The organism is Pseudooceanicola algae (assembly GCF_003590145.2).
Lineage (GTDB): Bacteria > Pseudomonadota > Alphaproteobacteria > Rhodobacterales > Rhodobacteraceae > Pseudooceanicola > Pseudooceanicola algae.
The window spans coordinates 1,427,607-1,446,598 of the sequence record NZ_CP060436.1; the positions used below are offsets into that span (position 1 = coordinate 1,427,607).

Genomic DNA, 18,992 nt, shown 5'->3' on the forward strand with positions numbered 1-18,992 from the left:
GCAGCTCGACTTATCGAACCTTCGCGGCGGGCGGACAGCTTGAGGCTGCTGAACCGCTTTACGCGCAATGCAGGGGCTCTCGCGTCACCCTCCTGCATTCGGATCAATTGACGCTGCAAGCCGCGTGAGGTAGCCGCTACACTGGCTAAAGGGATTGGCGAGATGTGGAAAAATATCTTCTTTGCGGCGCTTCTGCTTGGCATCGGCTACATCGGCTACGATGCGTACCGGCATGCAGTCTTTGATAAGCCAGCCGATTTGCCGGAAGGTGCTTGGACAGTCGCAGTCCGAAGCGGGTTCCGCGGCATGGTGACGGAAGTGCCTGAGGATCGCGACGCACGCCGCTATCTCGTATACCCGAACGAAGAGACGCCTAAATGGTACCTGAAGACGTGGGCAACATGCCGCGCCATTACAGATCAGGAGCGTGCGCAATACGAAGAGCATAGAGCACGCGAACCGGGGCTTCGCTGGGAGGCCGTGTGCGAGATTGATGCCGACGGCGAGACTTTCATTCGCGGCTGGATTGCGTCTGTTCCGCGACTCTGAGCTTCGTTTGGGCGTTCGCCCACCAGCAATAACTTGCTATTCTGTTTAGGAAACCCGCGTCTCCTGAGACTTGGGTGGAGCATCAACGGCCCGAAGCCGACCTTCGTGCCACGCGCGACGAATGACCGGTGTCAGCCCAATTCGCCGTTCTTGCCGTGCAATAGGTTCGACTGGAGGCCAGCCGTCGGCCAGGCGCCATGCAGCATCTACTGACGTCCCGAAGTGCAATCCGGATAGATCTGTCTCGAGCGCGATCATTGACCTTGGTCTGAGAAGTTCCCACTATGTAAGCCCAGGCAAAATCAAGATTTGTGTTATTAGAATACTTCTTTTCAGAAGATATCAGGGGCAGGCCGTTGGCGTCAAAAGATAAGAGATACTTTTTTTCAGTTGGGCAGAAGAGCTTTGAGGCCGGCACTGGCCCAAACCATTTTTCCACCGTCGTTCCGATTGCCGATGTGAACGGAGAGATCATCGGTGACCGCTTGGTGGAGTTCCCTAATCGCGGCCGGGTCTGGTGGATGCTGCGCGGCGAAGCTCGCGTGACCCATGCGCCGCCAGGCTGTCTTATCATGTCTGGCATTGAGGACTCGATGGACCTGTCTTCGTCGCCAGAAAAGGACGTCTATCAGCTTCTACAGCCCACCCTTCCCGGCCCGAAGGACTTAATTGAGGTCCTGACACCGGGCGCCGAGATCACCGATCCGAACGCCTTGCTCGACGGTTTCCGGATGCGCTGCGATCATGAGCCGACGCGACATGTCCTCGTGCGGATCGGCGATCACCTTTATGGGCCGCTGAAGGTCGAATTGGACCGCCCCGAGAATGACCGGTTGATCGAGCCAGAAATCCATTTCAGCAAGCCGGTCGCGCCGCATGTTGTCTATAGGATTGCCGTTGGCGACGCGGAGGGACGCACTGGCCACATTCGGCACAAGGTGATCGTACAGCGTGACGCCAGCAAGCCGGACGATCAGATCGGGCACACTGTTCGTTACGAGGCGATCACCGGCGCTTTGTATGAAGACCTGCGGGAGGGGGCACAGGAGGTTGATCTCGTTTCCCTGCAGGATGCTGTCCGGCAGATTTCGCGCGATTTTTTGTCGCGAAAAGAGCGACGTGAGTTCATGGAACGGCTCAACCGATTTGCCGACGAGGCGCAGTCAGGGCCGACCGTTATCGCACGGATTCAAAGCTTTCTGGACCAGCAGAACAAGGAACTCGACAGACTTGATCAGATTTTCGAAGCTCTCCTGACTGACGAGAGCTTCAAGCCAAAGATCGATCAGGCCGTCGCGACTGAGGTCGAAAAGCGCGTGGACGCGCAAGCCGCACGAATTGACGCCCTTGCGAAAGAGCGAGTCGCCAAGCTGACCGCGGAACTCGAGCAGCTTGAAGAGGTATTGCGAACGAAACGCGACGATTTCGATAGGGAAGCCGATCGCAAGCTGAAGGCTCTGGACGCGGAAATCGTCGCTCAGCATGAAGCAGCAAGAGAGAAGATCGCAAACCAGAAAGAAGAACTCGTCTGGCAGGAGCAAATCCTGGAAGAGAGTCTGAAGGAGATATCCGCCAAGCTCTCAGAGAACCGTATGGGGGTGGTGAACGACTTCCTTGCATTGGAGCCGCTTCTTTCGCGCCTCGGTCTCGGCGGATCGGCGCGACCGGATGATCGGAGGGACGCAGGAACGGTGAAGGAGGCGGCTGCACCCGCCTTGCACCTACCTGAGTATGCAACCCCAACCGAAGAGCGTGCAGCCCTACTCGAAGAGGACTTCTTCGAGCGGTTTGCTACGCATGTTGAGGAGAGCGGCTTCATCTTCGACCGCGGGGACCTTCTGGCTTTCCATCTATGCGCCAAGGAGCGTGCGCCTGTCATTCTGGGCGGTGTGTCCGGGTCCGGTAAATCGTCTCTGCCTGTGCTCTATGCAGAAGCAATTGCCGGGCAGGACGCCGACCAGAGCCATCTGGCTGTGGACGTGAACCCATCGTGGACTAGCCCTGCAGACCTACTCGGCTATACCGATGCACTGGAACACCGTTTCATTCCGGCGGCGTCGGGATTGCTGAATCAAATGATCCTCGCCTCTCATGCGCGCAAGGTTCTTAGGGCGTCTGCGCCGGTATTCTCCGTCTGCCTCGAAGAACTGAACCTTGCGCAGCCCGAGCACTACCTTGCCGATGTGATTCAGGCGATATCACGAGCGCCGGGGAACCAGTTCATAAGCGTCTTCGATCCCAACGCAGTGCGGATCGACGATCCCTTCCGGCCATACGCACGCCTCGAACTTGCGCCGAACCTGATAATCGTCGGGACAGTGAACTTCGACGAAACGACGCGACCGTTGTCGATGCGCCTTCTTGATCGGTGCAACCTGATCGAATTCGTCGTGGATGAAAGTCTTCCCGTTCTCGGAATGTCTGCACAGACCGGCGCGCGGGTGGTTGAGGGACCAGGCGTGCTGCAGGCGGACCGGGACCGGTGGACACGGAACAGCAACGTCCCTGCGCGGGCAATTGAGATCTTGGGGAAGATACAGCCTGAACTCAGTGTGCTTGGCTGCGGGCTCACCCACCGGCGCCAGACCTCGATCTGCCGATTCATCGCCAATGCTCCCGAGAGCCTTTGCAACTTCGATCAGGCATTGGACATGCAATTGCGCCAACGCATCCTGCCGCAGATCCGGGGGCTGTATCGGCCGGGGGCGATGGAGGCCTTGGGACGTCTTGCCGAAAAGCTCGAGAAGGCAACCGATATTCCGAGGACCCTTCAATCGCTCGCCCGACTGGAGTCTGACGCACGAGCATCCGACGATATGTTCCTCGGTGAAGAATGACAGACTTCGTCATCTTCTCAGGTCGCTCGACGCTGCTCGAAGTCCCTCTTGGCAAGTCTCAAGCCGTACACAGCTTCGAGGTGCCGGAGACTGCGCGCATCGGTTTTGAGGTCGACGATTACGAAGAGGGCGTGATCTACCAAATAACTGTTGGGGACATTCCGATCGCTGAACGACCGCAGGAGCGCCGATCGCGTCTGGAGTGGCAGGCATCGCCTTGTCTGGATGGCGCATTCGGCGTGACCCCAATCAGTCTTCGGGATGCCACAAATGGCGAAATACTTGCCCGAACTCTCGCGCTTGTCGAGCCCAGCAAGCTGACCGTAAACGCTTATGACGCCATGTTCGAAGACATGCGGCGCATCAGTGTCGAGTTGTTGCTCGACCTGATCTCGAAATCCCGTCTGGCGCTTGCGCAGCTTCCCTCGTCGCGCGATGGCGGTGTGCAGCCCCTCACGGCACGTCTGGAACTGAGTCAGATCCGGCTCTTCTGGAAACGCTTCTCCCCAATCTTGGCGGATATTCTCGAGGATCCTCACACGGAGCTGCGACCACGACAAGTTACCCGGCAGCTTAAGCCGGGAGAGCGACTCACGCCCGACGTCTTGCGACGGTTTGCCCACAGAGGGCAAACCGCTCGCGACGCCGTGCGATCAGGTGGTCTCGTGGAACTTTCGACAGCAGTCCAGGACAGGAACACCAGCGAGAACCGGGTGATCGTCGCGTTCATGGATCTCCTTCGGCGGCGGGTCGACCATAGCCTCAGGCGCGCCCGGTCAGAACGCGAGATGCGGCTTGCGCGTAAGAATGGCTATGGAATCTCTGACGCAGGATTAGCCCGATTCGTACAACTGCGAGAGGACCCTAAGATCGCGAGGCTGCAGGAAATCGTCGACGCCTGCGAAGGCACGATGTCCGAGATCCACAGGGCGATGCAGAGTTTCGCCGTGCCTGTCACTCGCATGGGGCGGCAGGACTTTCTCGCCAGCTTCAACTGTCCCTTTTTCCGAAGCCATCCGCTGTATGCGCGTGCTGCACGATTGATGTTGGCGTTCCTGAACAACACTACGATCGTCGTAGAGCAAGGAGACGTGGAAGGCGCCAAGTCGATCGAGACCATCTTCGAGCAGTGGGTTTTCTTCCAGGTATCCGCAGCTCTCCAGGCCGCTGGGTTGTCCTGCATTTCGCACAATTCAATTTTTGAACCGATTGCAAGAGATCGTTTCTCGGTCGATCTGGATCGGAATGCGGCGATCGATTTTGAGGCCCCGGACAAGCGTATCGCGCGCCTGCGCTATGAGCCCACAATCCTCCCGCGCGGAGCAGCGCAGGGCATGGATACTCTTTACCGCGGAAACTCGGCGTCTCCATGGACGCCGGATATAGTGTTGGAGATTTTGGCCCCGAGCTCCGATCTGCGCGACTACCGGGTCACATATGCCGCCGTGATCGACGCAAAATACACAACAGCGGGAAATGTGTGGGATCGTCTGGAGAAGATCGAGAAATATCGCGAGATCAGAAGCGTCGATACCGATAGCCAAATTGCTCGCCAAGTTTGGATCGCGGCACCGATCGCGCCATCGCTACGACCGCGCGACGAAGCCGTAACCTGGTCAAAGAGCGGCTATGTAGGTGCCGATCCCCTTGACGTTATTCTGGGGGTCATTGGGGCAGATCCGGCCGATCGGGATGAGACCCGATCCATGCTTAAAGCCTTTATCTTGGGTTTACTAAGGCATTCCAAGGAGTACGAAAAGGCCACCAGTCGGAATGTAAATAGTTAAGTTGTTCCTATCCCGGCAAACAGTCTGCAATGCTCGCCGCAGGCGGTTTCGCCCGGGCGGTTGGGATCAACAGTGATGATACCGCTGAGAAATGGTCGCACTCTGCGCATAGCTGCCACTCATGATCGGCGCAGCGAAAGTCAGCTTCCCGCCCTTCGTGTCGACAGACGTGAACGGCCCTGAGTTGACCTTGGCCAGTCTTCGCCTTGCTGCGGCGCAGCTTCCCAAAAGGGGACGTCTAACGACGCACCAGATCTAAGCATCATCTCCACTGCCGGATTTTGCTGGGCCTCTTCTAATGGTCCATAAGTCATGACATATGCACCATTTTTCACTTGGGTTATGGCAATCCGTACTCGGCTCTGAGCGTCATCAAGTCAGCTATTAGCTGCTCTGCCATTTGCTTCGTATAGATACGCGTGATCCGCCCATCGTGTTGTCTCTGGATGAGCTTGCGCAGATCGTTCGCACGCGCCTTCCAGGTCAGACCGTCGGTAATCAACAGAAGACTGGCATCATTGCGCTTGGCGCCAATGATTGCATCAACATCACCGATGATATCGCTCATCTTGGACCCTGTTGCCCCGTAACCTTTCGCTTCAATCAAGATTAGTGGTGTCGCCTTGTTGGGAATGGCGAAGTCGCATTTCGCCGTGCCGTTTACGCCTTGAAACGTACATCTAGGCTCATAGCTGGGTCCAAAGACTTGCTGGATAATCTCTTCAACAAAATCTTCGAGCCCCCTACCCCTTTGTTGCCCCTGTATAGCACTTCCACGCCCAGATCTCAGCCGTTCGCGCAAGACATCGCTCCAGACAGGCTCTCGATTGACGATCGCTGTCATGGCGTCGCGAAGCCCCATCTCTTCGAGAACGTCGAGATATTCTTCACGGCCTGCTTGAAAACGTTTGACGCCGGTCCCACCTGGGCCAAGTTTTTCGGCCAACTCGCCATGCAATTTGTCCTTCGAAAACCCGAGGAACAAGCCAACGCAAAATCGAGACACCTCGAATGCTTTCCCATCGTTTGCCTCGATCAAGGCGGCGATGTCGTCGCGACCATATTCACGCTTGATGGGAACCGCATGGATCCGATCCATGATGTCTTGCGCCATATCGTCCATCCAGCTCGCCTCAAGTGGCGATAAACTGGCAATTATGTCATCGAAGTGCTGAACGACGGGTCTCATACCTGACCCACGATGAGGTATTCCTCTACGGCTGCGCGTTTCACCTTGCTATGCGTCCCAAAGTGATAGGTGTGATCACGACGGAACACTCGAACATCTCGTTTGGTCTCGCCCATGAGAGATGTGAGCTCGTCCAGATCAGGATATCCATTGGAGCTATAGGATAGGACGATCGTCTGATGTTTGAAACGCGCGAAAAGGCGCCTGAACGCATCCACGGCTTCCTTGCGATAGCTAAAGGGGGTGAACTTCTTTGGTATTTTTCGCACTTTGGTGGAGTAGTCGATGTCCAGTCCTTGCCAGTAGCAGGACAACCCCTCCAAGAAATGGTAGCGCTTGATGTAGCAGTTATCGTCAGCGCGCGGGACGTAAGGCGGATCCAGATAGACTAGATCAATGCCTTTGGTCGCCACCTTAAACACATCGTTTCGTTGTGCATGGTTTCGGCGGCCGTTCGAAAACACAGCCTCGTTGAACGCCTCTACTTGCTCGAAAAAGTGTTCTTCAACGGACAACCGAAGGTCCCGGCGGCCATCATCGTACTTGGAAAGATCCCCCGAGATCGTGAAAACCCCGCGTGGTTGCCGTTTGGCGCAGGATCGCATTAAGGCCGACATAGCGAGGGCCTGCTGATGGGTGTTGTCGAGCTGGCGAATGTTGCACGAGATGCGATCAAGGAATCTAAGATCGGCATCGGTATAAAAAATCCCAGAGAACGTCTCTTCGATGAAGTTATGTGTGTTCGCAGGCCGTGACATGAGGGTTTTCATGGCAGGACCGTCAAGATGGACAGAGTTGTTCTGGATAAGAGCCTTTCCGATAGTGCTCGATAGGTTCAGAAAGTCAGAGGAAACTGTACGTTTATCCATAGATTTCAGTAGGTAAGCAACTGATGTACTTCCGCTAAAAGCATCTAGAGCTGTTTCGAACTCAAGAGTACTCAACACGTCATGGATCCAGGGCAACAAACGCTTCTTGGAGCCCATGTACCTGATCTCAGGGAACATGCCTATCTGATCCAGAGGGGGTCTTGTGAGATGTGAATGCTTTGTGACGGTTAGTGAGTCGTCTGGTATTACTTGAGGTTTCATACTGGATCCTGTTGCATGACATCGAGTTTAAGCTAACTGTTGCACCAGAGCCAGTTGGTTAGGGCATCTGTCGCAACCCAGACTAGAATGTGCCCTGCTAAGTTCATTTAGGCGTATGAGCCCTTGTATGTGATCTGTAGCACATCACCAAGCCGCGTATGAATCGCTGGCCGAAAGTCCGCTCTATCAGCATCGCCATGATCGGCTCGCACTCGCAACGGAGGTCCGGTTTCCGCCCTACTTCCATCATCATCTCGCTCTCACGCGCCGGATGCTAGTCCAGACGTCGGGCCAACTCCTCGGCCGTTTCGTCATAGTAAATCATCAGCATCTTGATATCCCGGTGCCCCACCATCTTTGCCAGGGCCAAAGGATCCAGCTTCCGCGACAGCCGCGTGATCGCCTCATGCCGGGAGTCGTGGAAGTTCAACCCTTCAATAGCCGCCAAGCCGCGCAGCTTACGCCAGTTTGCATCCAACCGGGCCGAGGTCATCCCGAACACAGGCTCCGCCTTCGGTAGCGCTTCCAGAAGTCGCACCGCTTCCTTCGACAGGGGCACGTCGCGGCCCGCCCCATTCTTCGTCAGGTGCAGCCGCGCAACGCGCCGCTCGAGGTCCAGGTCAGCCCCCCGCAAGCCGCAAATTTCGCCCGCCCGCATGCCGGTCTCGATCGCGAACAGGAAGGCAGCATGGGCGCGGGCCTGCGCCCGCGTCAGATCCTCGCCAGCCACGAAGGCCAGGCGGTCCAACTCATCCTTCGACGGCCGTCGTTCGCGCTTGTGCGGGGCCGTGGGGCGGCGCACGTCGGACATGGGGCTGGTCTTGATCATCCCCCACTCGCGTCGCGCCTGAGTCATCACCGCGGACAGCAGGTTCATTTCCCTGTTCACCGTCGCAGCCTGCACCGTGCGCAAACGACCATCCCGCCAACTCGCGAAATTCTCGGCCGTCAGATCGGCCACCATCTTGCGGGCCAGGTCAGAGCGCTTGAGCCGGTCGATTTGCCGGACCTCCCAAACTTCGCTGCGCTTGGTGACAGAGACCTCCCTGGCGTATCGCTCCAGCACGTCGCCGAAGAGTGTAGCGGCAGCGACAGCCTCGCGGTTGAGGATCAGGTATTCCTGTCGGGCAGCCCAGTCCTTGGCTTCCCGTTGTGTTGGGAATACCTTCGAGGCGCGAACACCCTTGCGGGCGATCTCAGCGCGCCACCCCTTGGCCAGTTTCCGAATCGAAGCCACGTTTACGCATCCTGCGGAATTTCTGCGTAATGAAATGCGAACATAGGGCCTTCAGATGCAACCTTTTTGCGATACACATTAGGCTAGGAGCCATATTTGCAACGCTCTGCGACAGCGTCGATTGCATCCTGCTGCTATGGTGGTACCCGCGGCCGGACTCGAACCGGCACGGCTTGCGCCTGAGGATTTTAAGTCCTCTGTGTCTACCATTCCACCACGCGGGCCCGTTTCCGGGTGGCCGCACAATAGTGGCCCGCCCGGCAGAGTAAAGACGCAGCGCCCGCCCTGCCGGCCCGGAAGTCCGGGCCGTGATGCAGCCTGCCTTTCACGCGCACAGGCGCGCGCGGAAGAAAAAGAAGAAGAAGCCGACAGGGATCAGGCGCGGCGGATGATCTTGGAGAACTTGTCGAACAGGGCCTCGTTGGCACAGATCACTTCGCCGTCAGAGACGATGTCGCCTTCGGGGTTCAGCGGCTGGATCAACCCGCCCGCTTCGCGCACGATGACGATCCCGGCGGCGATGTCCCAGGCGTTCAGGCGGCGTTCCCAGAACCCGTCATAGCGCCCCGCGGCCACATAGGCCATGTCCAGCGCGGCCGAGCCCCAGCGCCGCACCCCGGCACAGACCGGCAACAGCTGCGACAGGTCCTTCAGGGTTTCGGGCAGATCGGCCCGGCCCCCGAAAGGCAGCCCCGTGGCATAGATCGATTCGATCATCCGCGTTCGGCCCGAAGCCCGGATCCGCATGTCGTTCATCCAGGCGCCCTCGCCCTTTTCAGCCATGAACATCTCGTCCTTGGCCGGGTCGTAGATCACCCCGGACACGATCTGGCCCTTGTGTTCCAGCGCGATCGAGATCGCCCAATGCGGCAACCCGTGCAGGAAGTTCGTGGTGCCGTCCAGAGGATCGACGATCCAGCGTCGTGTCGGGTCCTCGCCCGCGATGGAGGTGCCCTCCTCGCCCAGGAATCCATAGGTGGGCCGGGCGCCCATCAGTTCTTCCTTCAGGATGTTCTCGGCGGCGACATCCGCGCGGCTGACGAAATCCCCGGCGCCCTTCATCGACACCTGAAGGTTCTCCACCTCGCGGAAATCCTTGACGAGGGACCGGCCGGCCTTGCGGGCGGCTTTCATCATGATGTTGAGATTGGCGCTGAAAGTCATCTGGGGGCTCCGTAGATCGGGGGGCGAGATCCGAAAAGGCCGTATAGACCGCGTAAACCGCCTTGCCAAGAGCAGGTTTCAAGGCTGGCGCCGCCTACCCGGCCCCTGTGGTGCGCCAGCTTGTCGACCCGGGGTGACGCAAGGGCGACAGCCCGAGCTTGCGGGGGATGTCTAGCCCGCCGTAGGCGGTTCGGCCCCGCGTTGCAGCTTGACCGCTTCGGTACGCGCGAGCCGGGTGAAATGCGCCATATAGGGCTTTGCGGCCTCGTCGGCCCGGCAAGCGGCATACATGCGCCGCGTCACCTTGCCCGAGGTCAGCGGCCGGATGGCGAAATCCGCACTGCTGCGGATCTTGCGCGTGACCCAGTCGGGCAGCACGGCCACACCGCGCCCCGAGGCAACCAGCAGCAGGATCACCTCGGTCAGTTCGACCTGACGGATCGCGGCCGGATCGATGCCCGCCGGGTCCATGAGCATCTTGTAGACATCGAGCTTGCCGCGATCGACCGGGTAGGTCAGCAAGGTCTCTGTCTGCAGATCCTCGGCCTCGATAAAGGGCTTCGCAGCCAGCGGGTGATCGGCGGCGCAGATAAAGACCGGGGAATAGTCGAACAGCGGCGCGAAGGTCAGGCCGGGAATGTCCTCGGGGTCCGAAGTGATAACCACATCGACTACCTCGCGCTCCAGCGCCTCCAGCCCCTGGAAGGCCAGGCCGGGCCGGATGTCGATATCCACGTCGGACCAGGCATGGCGGAACAGTTCCAGCACCGGCAGCAGCCATTCGAAACAGGCGTGGCACTCCAGCGAGATATGCAGACGCCCGGCGCTGCCGTCGCGCAGGCCTTCGAATTCGGCTTCCATCGCCTCGATCTCGGGCAGGACCCGTTCGGCGGCGCGCAGCATCCGCAATCCGGCCGCCGACAGGCGCATCGGCTTGGTCCGGCGCACGAACAGCTCCATCCCCGCCTGATCCTCCAGCCCCTTGATCTGGTGTGATAGCGCACTTTGGGTTATCCTGAGCAGATCTGCGGCCCGCGCCAGGCCGCCGGACTCGTGGATCGCCCGGATGGTCCTGAGGTGGCGCAATTCAATATGCATGGGTCGACCTCATGATGATCGTGAATTTTATGAAGTTGTCTCATTTCGCCGGGTTTGCCACAAGAGACCAACTCCAAAGAGGTTCCAGATGACGACGCCCGCCGTATCCTTCGAATTCTTCCCGCCGAAAAATCTCGAGGCCTCGTTCCGGCTTTGGGATACGGTCAACGTCCTTGCGCCGCTGAACCCGCGGTTCGTTTCGGTGACCTACGGCGCCGGCGGCACGACCCGCGACCTGACCCGCGACGCAGTGGCGACGCTGCACAAGCACATGGGGCTGAACACCGCCGCGCATCTGACCTGCGTCAATGCCACGAAGGAAGAGACCCTGGCGATTGCCGACGGCTTCGCCGAGGCCGGCGTGACCGAACTGGTCGCCCTGCGGGGCGATCCCCCCAAGGGCGAAGGCGCGTTTTCCGTCTACCCCGGTGGCTTTGCGAATTCCGTCGATCTGGTCGAGGCGCTTGCTCAGACCGGAAAGTTCACCATCCGCGTCGGCGCCTACCCCGAACCGCATCCCGAAAGCGCCGAGACAGCGGCCGATGTCGCCTATCTGGCGCGCAAATTCCAGGCCGGGGCGGACGAGGCGCTGACCCAGTTCTTCTTTGAGACCGACACCTTCCTGCGCTTCCGCGATGCCTGCGTGAAGGCCGGGATCGACAAGCCCATCGTGCCCGGCATCATGCCGATCGAGAACTGGAAGGGCATGCAGCGCTTTGCCAAGGGCTGTGGTGCCAATTTCCCCGCCTGGCTGGCCGAGGCCTTCGAGAAGGCCGACCGCGACGAGCGCGCCGACCTTCTGGCCACTGCGCTTTGCACCGAAATGTGTGACAAGTTGCTGGCCGAGGGTGTCCAGGACCTGCATTTCTACACGCTGAACAAGCCCGAGCTGACCCGCGATGTCTGCCATGCCCTTGGCGTCACTCCGCAGGGCAAGCTGGAAAACGTCGCGTAGGATTTGACGCCAGGGGGGTCAGAGGCCCTTCCGTCAGCCGGCCCCCAGGACAAGGACACGCCGAGCCACGACCGGCCCGGCCCTTTTTACCGGCCCCGGCCCTTTTTACCGGCCCGGCCCTTTTTACCGGCCCCGGCCCTTTTTCAGGCCAATTGCCCCTGCGTGGGATAGCTGCCGCGCGCCAGGGCGCTGTCATGCAGGCGCTCCGAAAGATCGGCGCCGACACTCCTTTGCCGGCGCAGCAGGAACAGCTTGGAATAGCCGCTCCATTGCCCGACCGAGGGCGCATCGACATCCATCGGAAAGCGCCCCCGCCAGCCATCGGGAAGCGGCAGGCCGCGCATCTCGGCCTGCCCGAGGATCCAGACCAGCGGTATATTCGCCAGCGGGCGCGCCGCCTCGAAACCACCTAGCTGACCGCCGACATCGCCATGGGTGCCCGCGAACCAGACCTGTTCCAGTCGTCCGGCCCAGGCGGGATCGCTTTGCCACATGACGGGGGCGTAGACCTGCCGGGTTTCTTCCAGTGCCAGCGCGTGAAAGCCCGATTTCACGCAGGCCGAGAGCGCGTGATTGTGGAACCCGTGCTTGGTCTCGGCCATCCGCCACAGGAAAGGCAGCCGCAAGCCGAGGCTTTTTACCGTGTCAAAGGCGCCGATCATCTCGATCTGGGTCGTTTCATGGCTGAAGGCGCGGCGAAAGGCATCGCATGTCAGCGGATCGCCCCCATCCTGATACAGGCGATAGGCCTGACGCACATTGCGCTCGGTCGCCTGTTCGGCCCGCAACAGGCCGACCCGGTCGATCATTCCGGTCAGCGAGCGCGCCGCATAGGCCCCGCGCGAATAGCCGAACAGCATGATCCGGTCACCGGGTCGATAGCGCGACGCCAGCCAGCCATAGGCGCGCCGTATCTGCCGGTTTATCCCCCGGCCCAGAAGCACGTCCAGGGTGGACCGCCAGCTTTGCCACTGGATGCCCGCCTCGTAATAGACCGACAGCCCCGGTCCGGCCTGGTCGGTCAGCATCCGGTAAATCAGCCCGGCATTGCTTTCCTCGCCCGGTTCCAGTGACGACATGGTGCCGTCGAGCACGATGACATGCAGAACCGGATCGCGCAGCTTGCCCCCCGGACGGCGGCGCCTGCGGCGCAGCCAGGGCGGGCGCAGCCCGACAAGTATTCGTCTACGCAGCCGTGTCAGCATCTTGCAGCATCTTCCAGACCCGCGCCGGGGTGAAAGGCATGTCCGCCCGGCGCACCCCGCGCCGCATCAGCGCATCCATCACGGCATTGGCCCCGGCCGCCATGGAACCGACGGTCCCCGCCTCGCCGCAGCCCTTCATGCCCATGGGATTGGCGGTCGAAGGCACCGGCACCGAGGTAAAGCCGATCATCGGCACATCATCGGCCCGCGGCATGGCGTAATCCATGAAACTGGCGGTCAGAAGCTGGCCATCCGCGTCGTAGACGGCGTTTTCCATCAGGACCTGCCCAAGGCCTTGCACCACCCCGCCATGCACCTGCCCTTCGGCCAGCACCGGGTTGATGAGATTGCCGAAATCATCGACGACCGTGTAGCGTTCCAGCGTGACGGCGCCGGTGTCGGGATCCACCTCGACCTCGGCCACATGGACCCCGTTAGGATAGGAACGGCCCGGCAGCGTCGCGGATCTTTCATGGGTCAACAGATCGCTGCGCCCGGCCTCGGCCGCCATTTCGGCGACGTCCAGCATGGTCGGCGCGGCGTTCGAGCCCTTGATGCGGAAGCTTTCGTCGTCAAAGCTGACGTCCTCGGGGGCGACCTGCATCTTTTCGGCGAGGAAATCCGTGAAGACCTGGATGATCTGCCCGGTCACCGCCAGCGTCGCATTGCTTTGCGTGGTGACGGAACGCGACCCGCCGGTCCCGCCGCCCTTGGCGATCAAGTCGCTGTCGCCCTGAATGACGCTGATCAGTTCCATCGGGATGCCGGTCTGGTCAGACAGGAAACGGGCATAGACGGTCTCGTGACCCTGCCCGTTCGACTGTGTGCCCACATAGATATTCACCGTGCCATCCTTCAGGAATTCGACCTTTGCCGTTTCCTCAGCATCGCCCAGAATGCTTTCGATATAATAACAAAGCCCCATGCCGCGCAGTTTTCCCGCCGCCTGAGAGGCTTCCAGCCGCGTGGCAAAGCCCTTCAGGTCGGCTTCTTCGGCCGCGCGGTCCAGCAGTCGGGGGAAATCACCCACGTCATAAAGCTCGCCCGAATAGCTGCGATAGGGGAAGTTGCCCGGCTGGATGAAGTTGCGTCGCTTCAACTCCCACGGGTCGACGCCCAGTTCGCGCGCGGCGTAATCCATCATGCGTTCCAGCGCAAAGATCGCCTCGGGGCGGCCGGCGCCGCGATAGGCATCCGTGGGGGTGGTGTTGGTGTAATATCCCTCGGCCTCCAGCAGCGCCTCGGGGATGTCGTAGACGCCTGTGAAGACCTTGGTGAACAGCGTGCTCTGGATCATCTGGCCGAAGTTGGAATTATAGGCCCCGAGGTTGTATTTCGTCTTCACGTGATAGCCGGTGATCTTCAGATCCTTGTCGAAGGCCAGGGCAATGTCGTGGTCCAGATCGCGGGCGCCATTGTCGGCAAGCATCGATTCCGTCCGATCCGCGATCCAGCGCACCGGGCGTCCCAGGGCGCGGGCGGCAAAGGCGCAGGCGGCATATTCGGGGTAAAGCTTGGCCTTCATGCCGAAACCGCCGCCAACGTCCGGATGGGTGACGCGCACCATCTCGGGCTCAAGACCAAGCAGGCGGGCCAGTTCCCTTTTCGGGGCCCAGACGCCCTGCCCGTTATAGGACAGGTGGATGCGGCTGCCATCCCATTCGGCGAAACAGCCGCGCGGCTCCAGCGCGACGACCATGACGCGATTGTCGACAAGACTGGCGCGCACGACGTGGTCGGCCTGATCCATCACCGATTGCATCGCCTCAGGATCGCCCATGCAGAAATCGACACCCCGGTTGCCCGGCGCCTCGGGATGCAGGTCGGTCACCGCATCGCCCAGGGCCATCTGCACCGGCAGGTCGTCGTAATCGAATTCGATCAGTTCAAGTGCGTCGCGGGCGGCGGCCGGGGTCTCGGCCAGGATCAGCGCGAGGGGTTCACCGACGAAGCGTACCCGCCCCTCCGCAAGGATCGGATAGCGGGGATCGGACCCCTTGCTGCCATCGCGGTTTTTGGCCTGGGTCGAGGACAGCCCGAGGGTCAGCCCGCCTTCGGCCAGATCGGCCGCGCTCAGCACCGCATGGACACCGTCAAGGGCGCGAGCCTCGTCAAGGTTCAGGCCGGTGATCGCGGCATGGGCGACGGGCGAGCGGAAGAAGATCGCATGCAGCGCATCCTTCGGAGCGATATCATCGACATAGACCCCCTTGCCGGTGACGAAACGAATGTCCTCGGTGCGCTTGACCGGCTGGCTTTTTCCGAACTTGTCCATGACACGATCCTTCTGACTGACCTGGCCTGCTGACGGGCTTGGGGTCTTGATAAATACCTGCTGACGGTCGGGCAATTGCATGGGGCTGCTTCGGGCCACCCAAGGCCCGGTCCCGACAGGGGGACACTAGCCTTTCGCGCCCCCCTGTCCAGACCCGTCCGACACCATGTGGCGCGGCCCGGCCAATTCCGCCACCCGGCGCAGGCCAGACGCCAGCCAAACGCCGCCGCTGCCCAACCGGAAGGCGGGGGCGGAACGGGATGCTCTTTCCCTTTCCGGTGAAATTCCGTATCCCGACGCCTGACAGGAATGCGCTGCAAGACGGGGAACCGACATGGCCATGGACAAGACATTTGACGCAGCCGCCGCAGAGGCGCGCATCTACGCCGCCTGGGAAGACGCCGGGGCCTTCAAGGCCGGCGCCAATGCCAAGCCCAAAGCAGACGGCTCCCCTGCCGAAAGCTTCTGCGTGATGATCCCCCCGCCCAACGTGACCGGGGCGCTGCACGTCGGCCATGCCTTCAACAACACCCTGCAGGACATCCTGGTGCGCTGGCACCGGATGCGCGGCTTCGACACGCTCTGGCAGCCCGGCCAGGACCACGCCGGTATCGCCACACAGCTTCAGGTCGAAAAGATGCTGGCGGCCCAGGGTGGCGAAACCCGCCGCGAGATGGGACGCGAGAAGTTCCTCGAAAAGGTCTGGGACTGGAAGGGCCAGTACGGCGGCACCATCGTCAACCAGCTGAAGCGCCTTGGCAGCAGCTGCGACTGGTCGCGCAACGCCTTCACCATGGCCGGCGCACCGGGCGATCCCCGCACCGGGCACGAGAATTCCGCCGATTTCCACGATGCGGTCATCAAGGTCTTTGTCGACATGTACGACAAGGGCCTGATCTATCGGGGCAAGCGTCTGGTGAACTGGGACCCGCATTTCGAAACCGCGATTTCCGATCTCGAGGTCGAGAATGCCGAAGTCGCGGGCCACATGTGGCATTTCAAGTACAAGCTCGCCGGGGGCGAAACCTATACCTATGTCGAAAAGGACGAAGATGGCGCGGTCATCCTGTCCGAGGAACGCGACTATATCTCGATCGCCACGACGCGGCCCGAAACGATGCTGGGCGACGGCGCCGTGGCCGTGCACCCCGAAGACGCCCGGTATGCGCCCATCGTCGGCAAGATGGTGCATCTGCCGCTCTGCGACCGGCTGATCCCGATCATCACCGACGAATACCCTGACGCCACCTTCGGCTCGGGTGCGGTGAAGATCACTGGCGCGCATGATTTCAACGACTATCAGGTCGCCAAGCGCGCGGGCCTTCCGATGTATCGCCTGATGGACACGCGTGGCCACATGCGCGCCGATGGCCTGCCCTATGAAGATTGCGTCGCCCGCGCCCGTCAGATCGCCGAAGGGGCGGATGCCGGCGAGATGGAGATCGACAGCCTGAACCTCGTGCCCGAGAAATATCGCGGCATGGACCGCGCCGAGGCGCGCGAAGCGGTCGTGGCCGACATCAACGCCGCCGGCCTTGCGGTCATGACCACCGCCGCCGATCCTCGCCTTGGTACGCCCAAGCCGAAGAAGGGCGAGGAACCAAGCGAAGAGGATCTCGCCCGGCCCGTTCCGCTGGTCGAGGCGAAACCGATCATGCAGCCCTTCGGGGACCGCTCCCGCGTCGTGATCGAACCGATGCTGACCGACCAGTGGTTCGTCGATACCGCGCAGATCGTCGCCCCGGCGCTGGACGCCGTGCGCGAGGGGCGCACGAAGATCATGCCGGAATCGGGCGAAAAGGTCTATTTCCACTGGCTCGAGAATATCGAGCCCTGGTGCATCTCGCGCCAGCTGTGGTGGGGGCATCAGATCCCCGTGTGGTACGGGCTCGACCTCGGCACGCTGAAACAGGGCGGCGACGGGGACATGGACCTTGTCGACATGCTGACGCTTTTCGTCGACGAACACCTCGCGCACATGGGGCCCGTGCAGGCCTGCGGCGCGTCCTTCGACAGCGTGGTCGAGACCTTCCGGGACGAGATCGCCGACACGCCCTCGCCCATCTCGCACGCGCGCATCGTCGAGGTGGCGGACCGCAAGGAAGCCCAGCAGATGCTGGCCGAAAGCCTGGCACAGTTCACCGCCACGCAGGATCCGACCAGGCTGGTCTACCCGGTCTGGCGCGATGCGGATGTGCTGGATACCTGGTTCTCGTCCGGCCTCTGGCCGATCGGCACGCTCGGCTGGCCGCAGCAAACCCCGGAACTCGCCCGCTATTTCCCGACCTCGGTGCTGATCACCGGCGAGGACATCCTGTTCTTCTGGGTCGCCCGGATGATGATGATGCAGCTTGCCGTCGTCGATCAGGAACCCTTCCACACCGTCTACCTGCACCAGCTTGTCCGCGATGCGAAGGGCAAGAAGATGTCCAAGACCACCGGCAACGTCATCGACCCGCTGGAAATCGTGGATCAATACGGGGCCGATGCGCTGCGCATGACCAATACTTCCATGGCGGCGATCGGTGGGGTGCTGAAGCTGTCCGAGGAACGCATCAAGGGCTACCGCAACTTCGGAACCAAGCTCTGGAACGCCACCCGCTTTGCCGAGATGAACGGCGTCTACGAAGCCGGCGCGCCCTCGGGTGAGCTGCCCGAAGCGACGGCGACGGTGAACCGCTGGATCATCGGTGAAACTGCCCGCATCCGCGAAACCGTCGATGCCGCCCTGAATGACTATCGCTTCAACGAGGCCGCCCAGGGGCTTTACGCCTTTGTCTGGGGCAAGGTCTGCGACTGGTACGTCGAACTTGCCAAACCGCTGTTGACCGAAGGCGCGCCCGAACGGGAAGAGACACAGAAGGTCATGGGCTGGGTCATCGACCAATGCCTGATCCTGCTGCACCCGATCATGCCCTTCATCACCGAAGAGCTCTGGCAGGTCACCGCCCCGCGCCCCAACCTGCTGATGCTGCAGGACTGGCCTGCCTATGACGCCACGCTGATCGACGCCGCGGCAGATCGCGAGATGAACTGGGTGATTTCGCTGATCGAGGACATCCGCTCGGCCCGCGCCACGATGCATGTGCCCGCCGGGTCCTATGTGCCGCTGCTGGCGACCGAACTTTCCCACGCCCCCCAGGCCGCATGGAACAGCAACGAAACGCTGATCAAGCGCCTCGCGCGGATCGAGAGCCTTGAGCAGGTTGCCGATTTCCCGAAAGGCACGATCACCCTGCCCGCCGAGGGCGCGACCTTCGGCCTGCCACTGGCCGGAATCATCGACGTGGCCGAGGAAAAGGTCCGGCTGGAAAAGAGCTTGGAAAAGCTGGCCAAGGAAATCCGTGGCATGGCCGGGCGCTTGAACAACCCCGCCTTCGTCGCCTCGGCCCCTGACGAAGTGGTGGAGGAAACCCGCGAAAACCTTGCCGCCCGGCAGGACGAAGAAGCCAAGCTTCAGGGCGCTCTTGCTCGGATGGCGGAACTCGGCTGAAAATAGCAAGCCTGCACGGGCCGCTTGTTGCAGGCGGCCCGACGCCTCCGGCGGGGATATTTGGAACAGGGAAACCTGGGGTATGGTGCCAAATTTGCACGACCGGGACTAA

General features: G+C 61.0%; 12 protein-coding genes and 1 tRNA gene. 5 read left to right on the forward strand and 8 right to left on the reverse strand.

The window, feature by feature from the left end; all coding sequences use genetic code 11:
* The first annotated feature begins 162 nt into the window (after positions 1 to 162).
* The 3 genes from PSAL_RS06800 (at position 163) to PSAL_RS06810 (ending at position 5,173) form a co-directional block, all read left to right on the forward strand.
* A complete protein-coding gene (locus PSAL_RS06800; protein ID WP_119838309.1) occupies positions 163 to 549 on the forward strand; it encodes a hypothetical protein in 387 nt (128 codons plus the stop codon).
* A gap of 356 nt (positions 550 to 905) precedes the next feature.
* Complete coding sequence (locus PSAL_RS06805; RefSeq protein ID WP_119838310.1) at positions 906 to 3,386, forward strand: coiled-coil domain-containing protein; 2,481 nt, start codon at positions 906 to 908, stop codon at positions 3,384 to 3,386.
* On the forward strand, positions 3,383 to 5,173 hold the full coding sequence (locus PSAL_RS06810) for a nuclease domain-containing protein (RefSeq protein WP_119838311.1): 1,791 nt from the start codon (positions 3,383 to 3,385) through the stop codon (positions 5,171 to 5,173). The genes PSAL_RS06805 and PSAL_RS06810 overlap by 4 nt, the downstream gene beginning before the upstream one ends.
* Positions 5,174 to 5,513: 340 nt before the next feature.
* On the opposite strand, the gene PSAL_RS06815 is transcribed toward PSAL_RS06810, so the two are convergent.
* The 6 genes from PSAL_RS06815 to PSAL_RS06840 form a co-directional block, all read right to left on the reverse strand.
* The gene (locus tag PSAL_RS06815; protein WP_196941912.1) at positions 5,514 to 6,296 is read right to left on the reverse strand and encodes a DpnII family type II restriction endonuclease; all 783 of its coding nucleotides are present in this window, start codon (positions 6,294 to 6,296) and stop codon (positions 5,514 to 5,516) included.
* A gap of 62 nt (positions 6,297 to 6,358) precedes the next feature.
* Entirely contained in the window at positions 6,359 to 7,348 is a 990-nt protein-coding gene (locus PSAL_RS06820) for a DNA adenine methylase (protein WP_119838374.1), read from the reverse strand.
* A 379-nt stretch (positions 7,349 to 7,727) separates the two neighbouring features.
* Positions 7,728 to 8,690 (reverse strand): tyrosine-type recombinase/integrase, encoded by a 963-nt coding sequence (locus PSAL_RS06825; protein WP_119838313.1) that lies wholly within the window; start codon positions 8,688 to 8,690, stop codon positions 7,728 to 7,730.
* A gap of 140 nt (positions 8,691 to 8,830) precedes the next feature.
* Positions 8,831 to 8,914, reverse strand: a tRNA-Leu gene (locus tag PSAL_RS06830).
* Between the two features lie 151 nt (positions 8,915 to 9,065).
* Positions 9,066 to 9,854, reverse strand: coding sequence for an inositol monophosphatase family protein (locus PSAL_RS06835; RefSeq protein WP_119838314.1), 789 nt, complete (start codon positions 9,852 to 9,854; stop codon positions 9,066 to 9,068).
* A gap of 171 nt (positions 9,855 to 10,025) precedes the next feature.
* Entirely contained in the window at positions 10,026 to 10,952 is a 927-nt protein-coding gene (locus PSAL_RS06840; protein WP_119838315.1) for a LysR family transcriptional regulator, read from the reverse strand.
* An 88-nt stretch (positions 10,953 to 11,040) separates the two neighbouring features.
* Between PSAL_RS06840 and metF the strand changes: the two genes are divergently transcribed.
* Positions 11,041 to 11,907 (forward strand): methylenetetrahydrofolate reductase [NAD(P)H], encoded by an 867-nt coding sequence (gene metF, locus PSAL_RS06845; protein ID WP_119838316.1) that lies wholly within the window; start codon positions 11,041 to 11,043, stop codon positions 11,905 to 11,907.
* A gap of 143 nt (positions 11,908 to 12,050) precedes the next feature.
* On the opposite strand, the gene PSAL_RS06850 is transcribed toward metF, so the two are convergent.
* Positions 12,051 to 13,112, reverse strand: coding sequence for a DUF2235 domain-containing protein (locus tag PSAL_RS06850; protein WP_119838317.1), 1,062 nt, complete (start codon positions 13,110 to 13,112; stop codon positions 12,051 to 12,053).
* Positions 13,093 to 15,387 (reverse strand): xanthine dehydrogenase family protein molybdopterin-binding subunit, encoded by a 2,295-nt coding sequence (locus PSAL_RS06855; protein ID WP_119838318.1) that lies wholly within the window; start codon positions 15,385 to 15,387, stop codon positions 13,093 to 13,095. The genes PSAL_RS06850 and PSAL_RS06855 overlap by 20 nt, the downstream gene beginning before the upstream one ends.
* Positions 15,388 to 15,721: 334 nt before the next feature.
* On the opposite strand from PSAL_RS06855, the gene PSAL_RS06860 reads away from it, so the two are divergent.
* Positions 15,722 to 18,880, forward strand: coding sequence for a valine--tRNA ligase (locus PSAL_RS06860; protein ID WP_119838319.1), 3,159 nt, complete (start codon positions 15,722 to 15,724; stop codon positions 18,878 to 18,880).
* Positions 18,881 to 18,992: the final 112 nt, after the last annotated feature.

Coding starts and splice junctions, on each gene's coding strand:
- PSAL_RS06800 (WP_119838309.1), top strand. CDS start 163: ATGTGGAAAAATATCTTCTTTGCGGCGCTTCTGCTTGGCATCGGCTAC.
- PSAL_RS06810 (WP_119838311.1), top strand. CDS start 3,383: ATGACAGACTTCGTCATCTTCTCAGGTCGCTCGACGCTGCTCGAAGTC.
- PSAL_RS06815 (WP_196941912.1), bottom strand. CDS start 6,296: ATGGACGATATGGCGCAAGACATCATGGATCGGATCCATGCGGTTCCC.
- PSAL_RS06820 (WP_119838374.1), bottom strand. CDS start 7,348: ATGGGCTCCAAGAAGCGTTTGTTGCCCTGGATCCATGACGTGTTGAGT.
- PSAL_RS06835 (WP_119838314.1), bottom strand. CDS start 9,854: ATGACTTTCAGCGCCAATCTCAACATCATGATGAAAGCCGCCCGCAAG.
- PSAL_RS06840 (WP_119838315.1), bottom strand. CDS start 10,952: ATGCATATTGAATTGCGCCACCTCAGGACCATCCGGGCGATCCACGAG.
- metF (WP_119838316.1), top strand. CDS start 11,041: ATGACGACGCCCGCCGTATCCTTCGAATTCTTCCCGCCGAAAAATCTC.
- PSAL_RS06850 (WP_119838317.1), bottom strand. CDS start 13,112: ATGCTGACACGGCTGCGTAGACGAATACTTGTCGGGCTGCGCCCGCCC.
- PSAL_RS06855 (WP_119838318.1), bottom strand. CDS start 15,387: ATGGACAAGTTCGGAAAAAGCCAGCCGGTCAAGCGCACCGAGGACATT.
- PSAL_RS06860 (WP_119838319.1), top strand. CDS start 15,722: ATGGCCATGGACAAGACATTTGACGCAGCCGCCGCAGAGGCGCGCATC.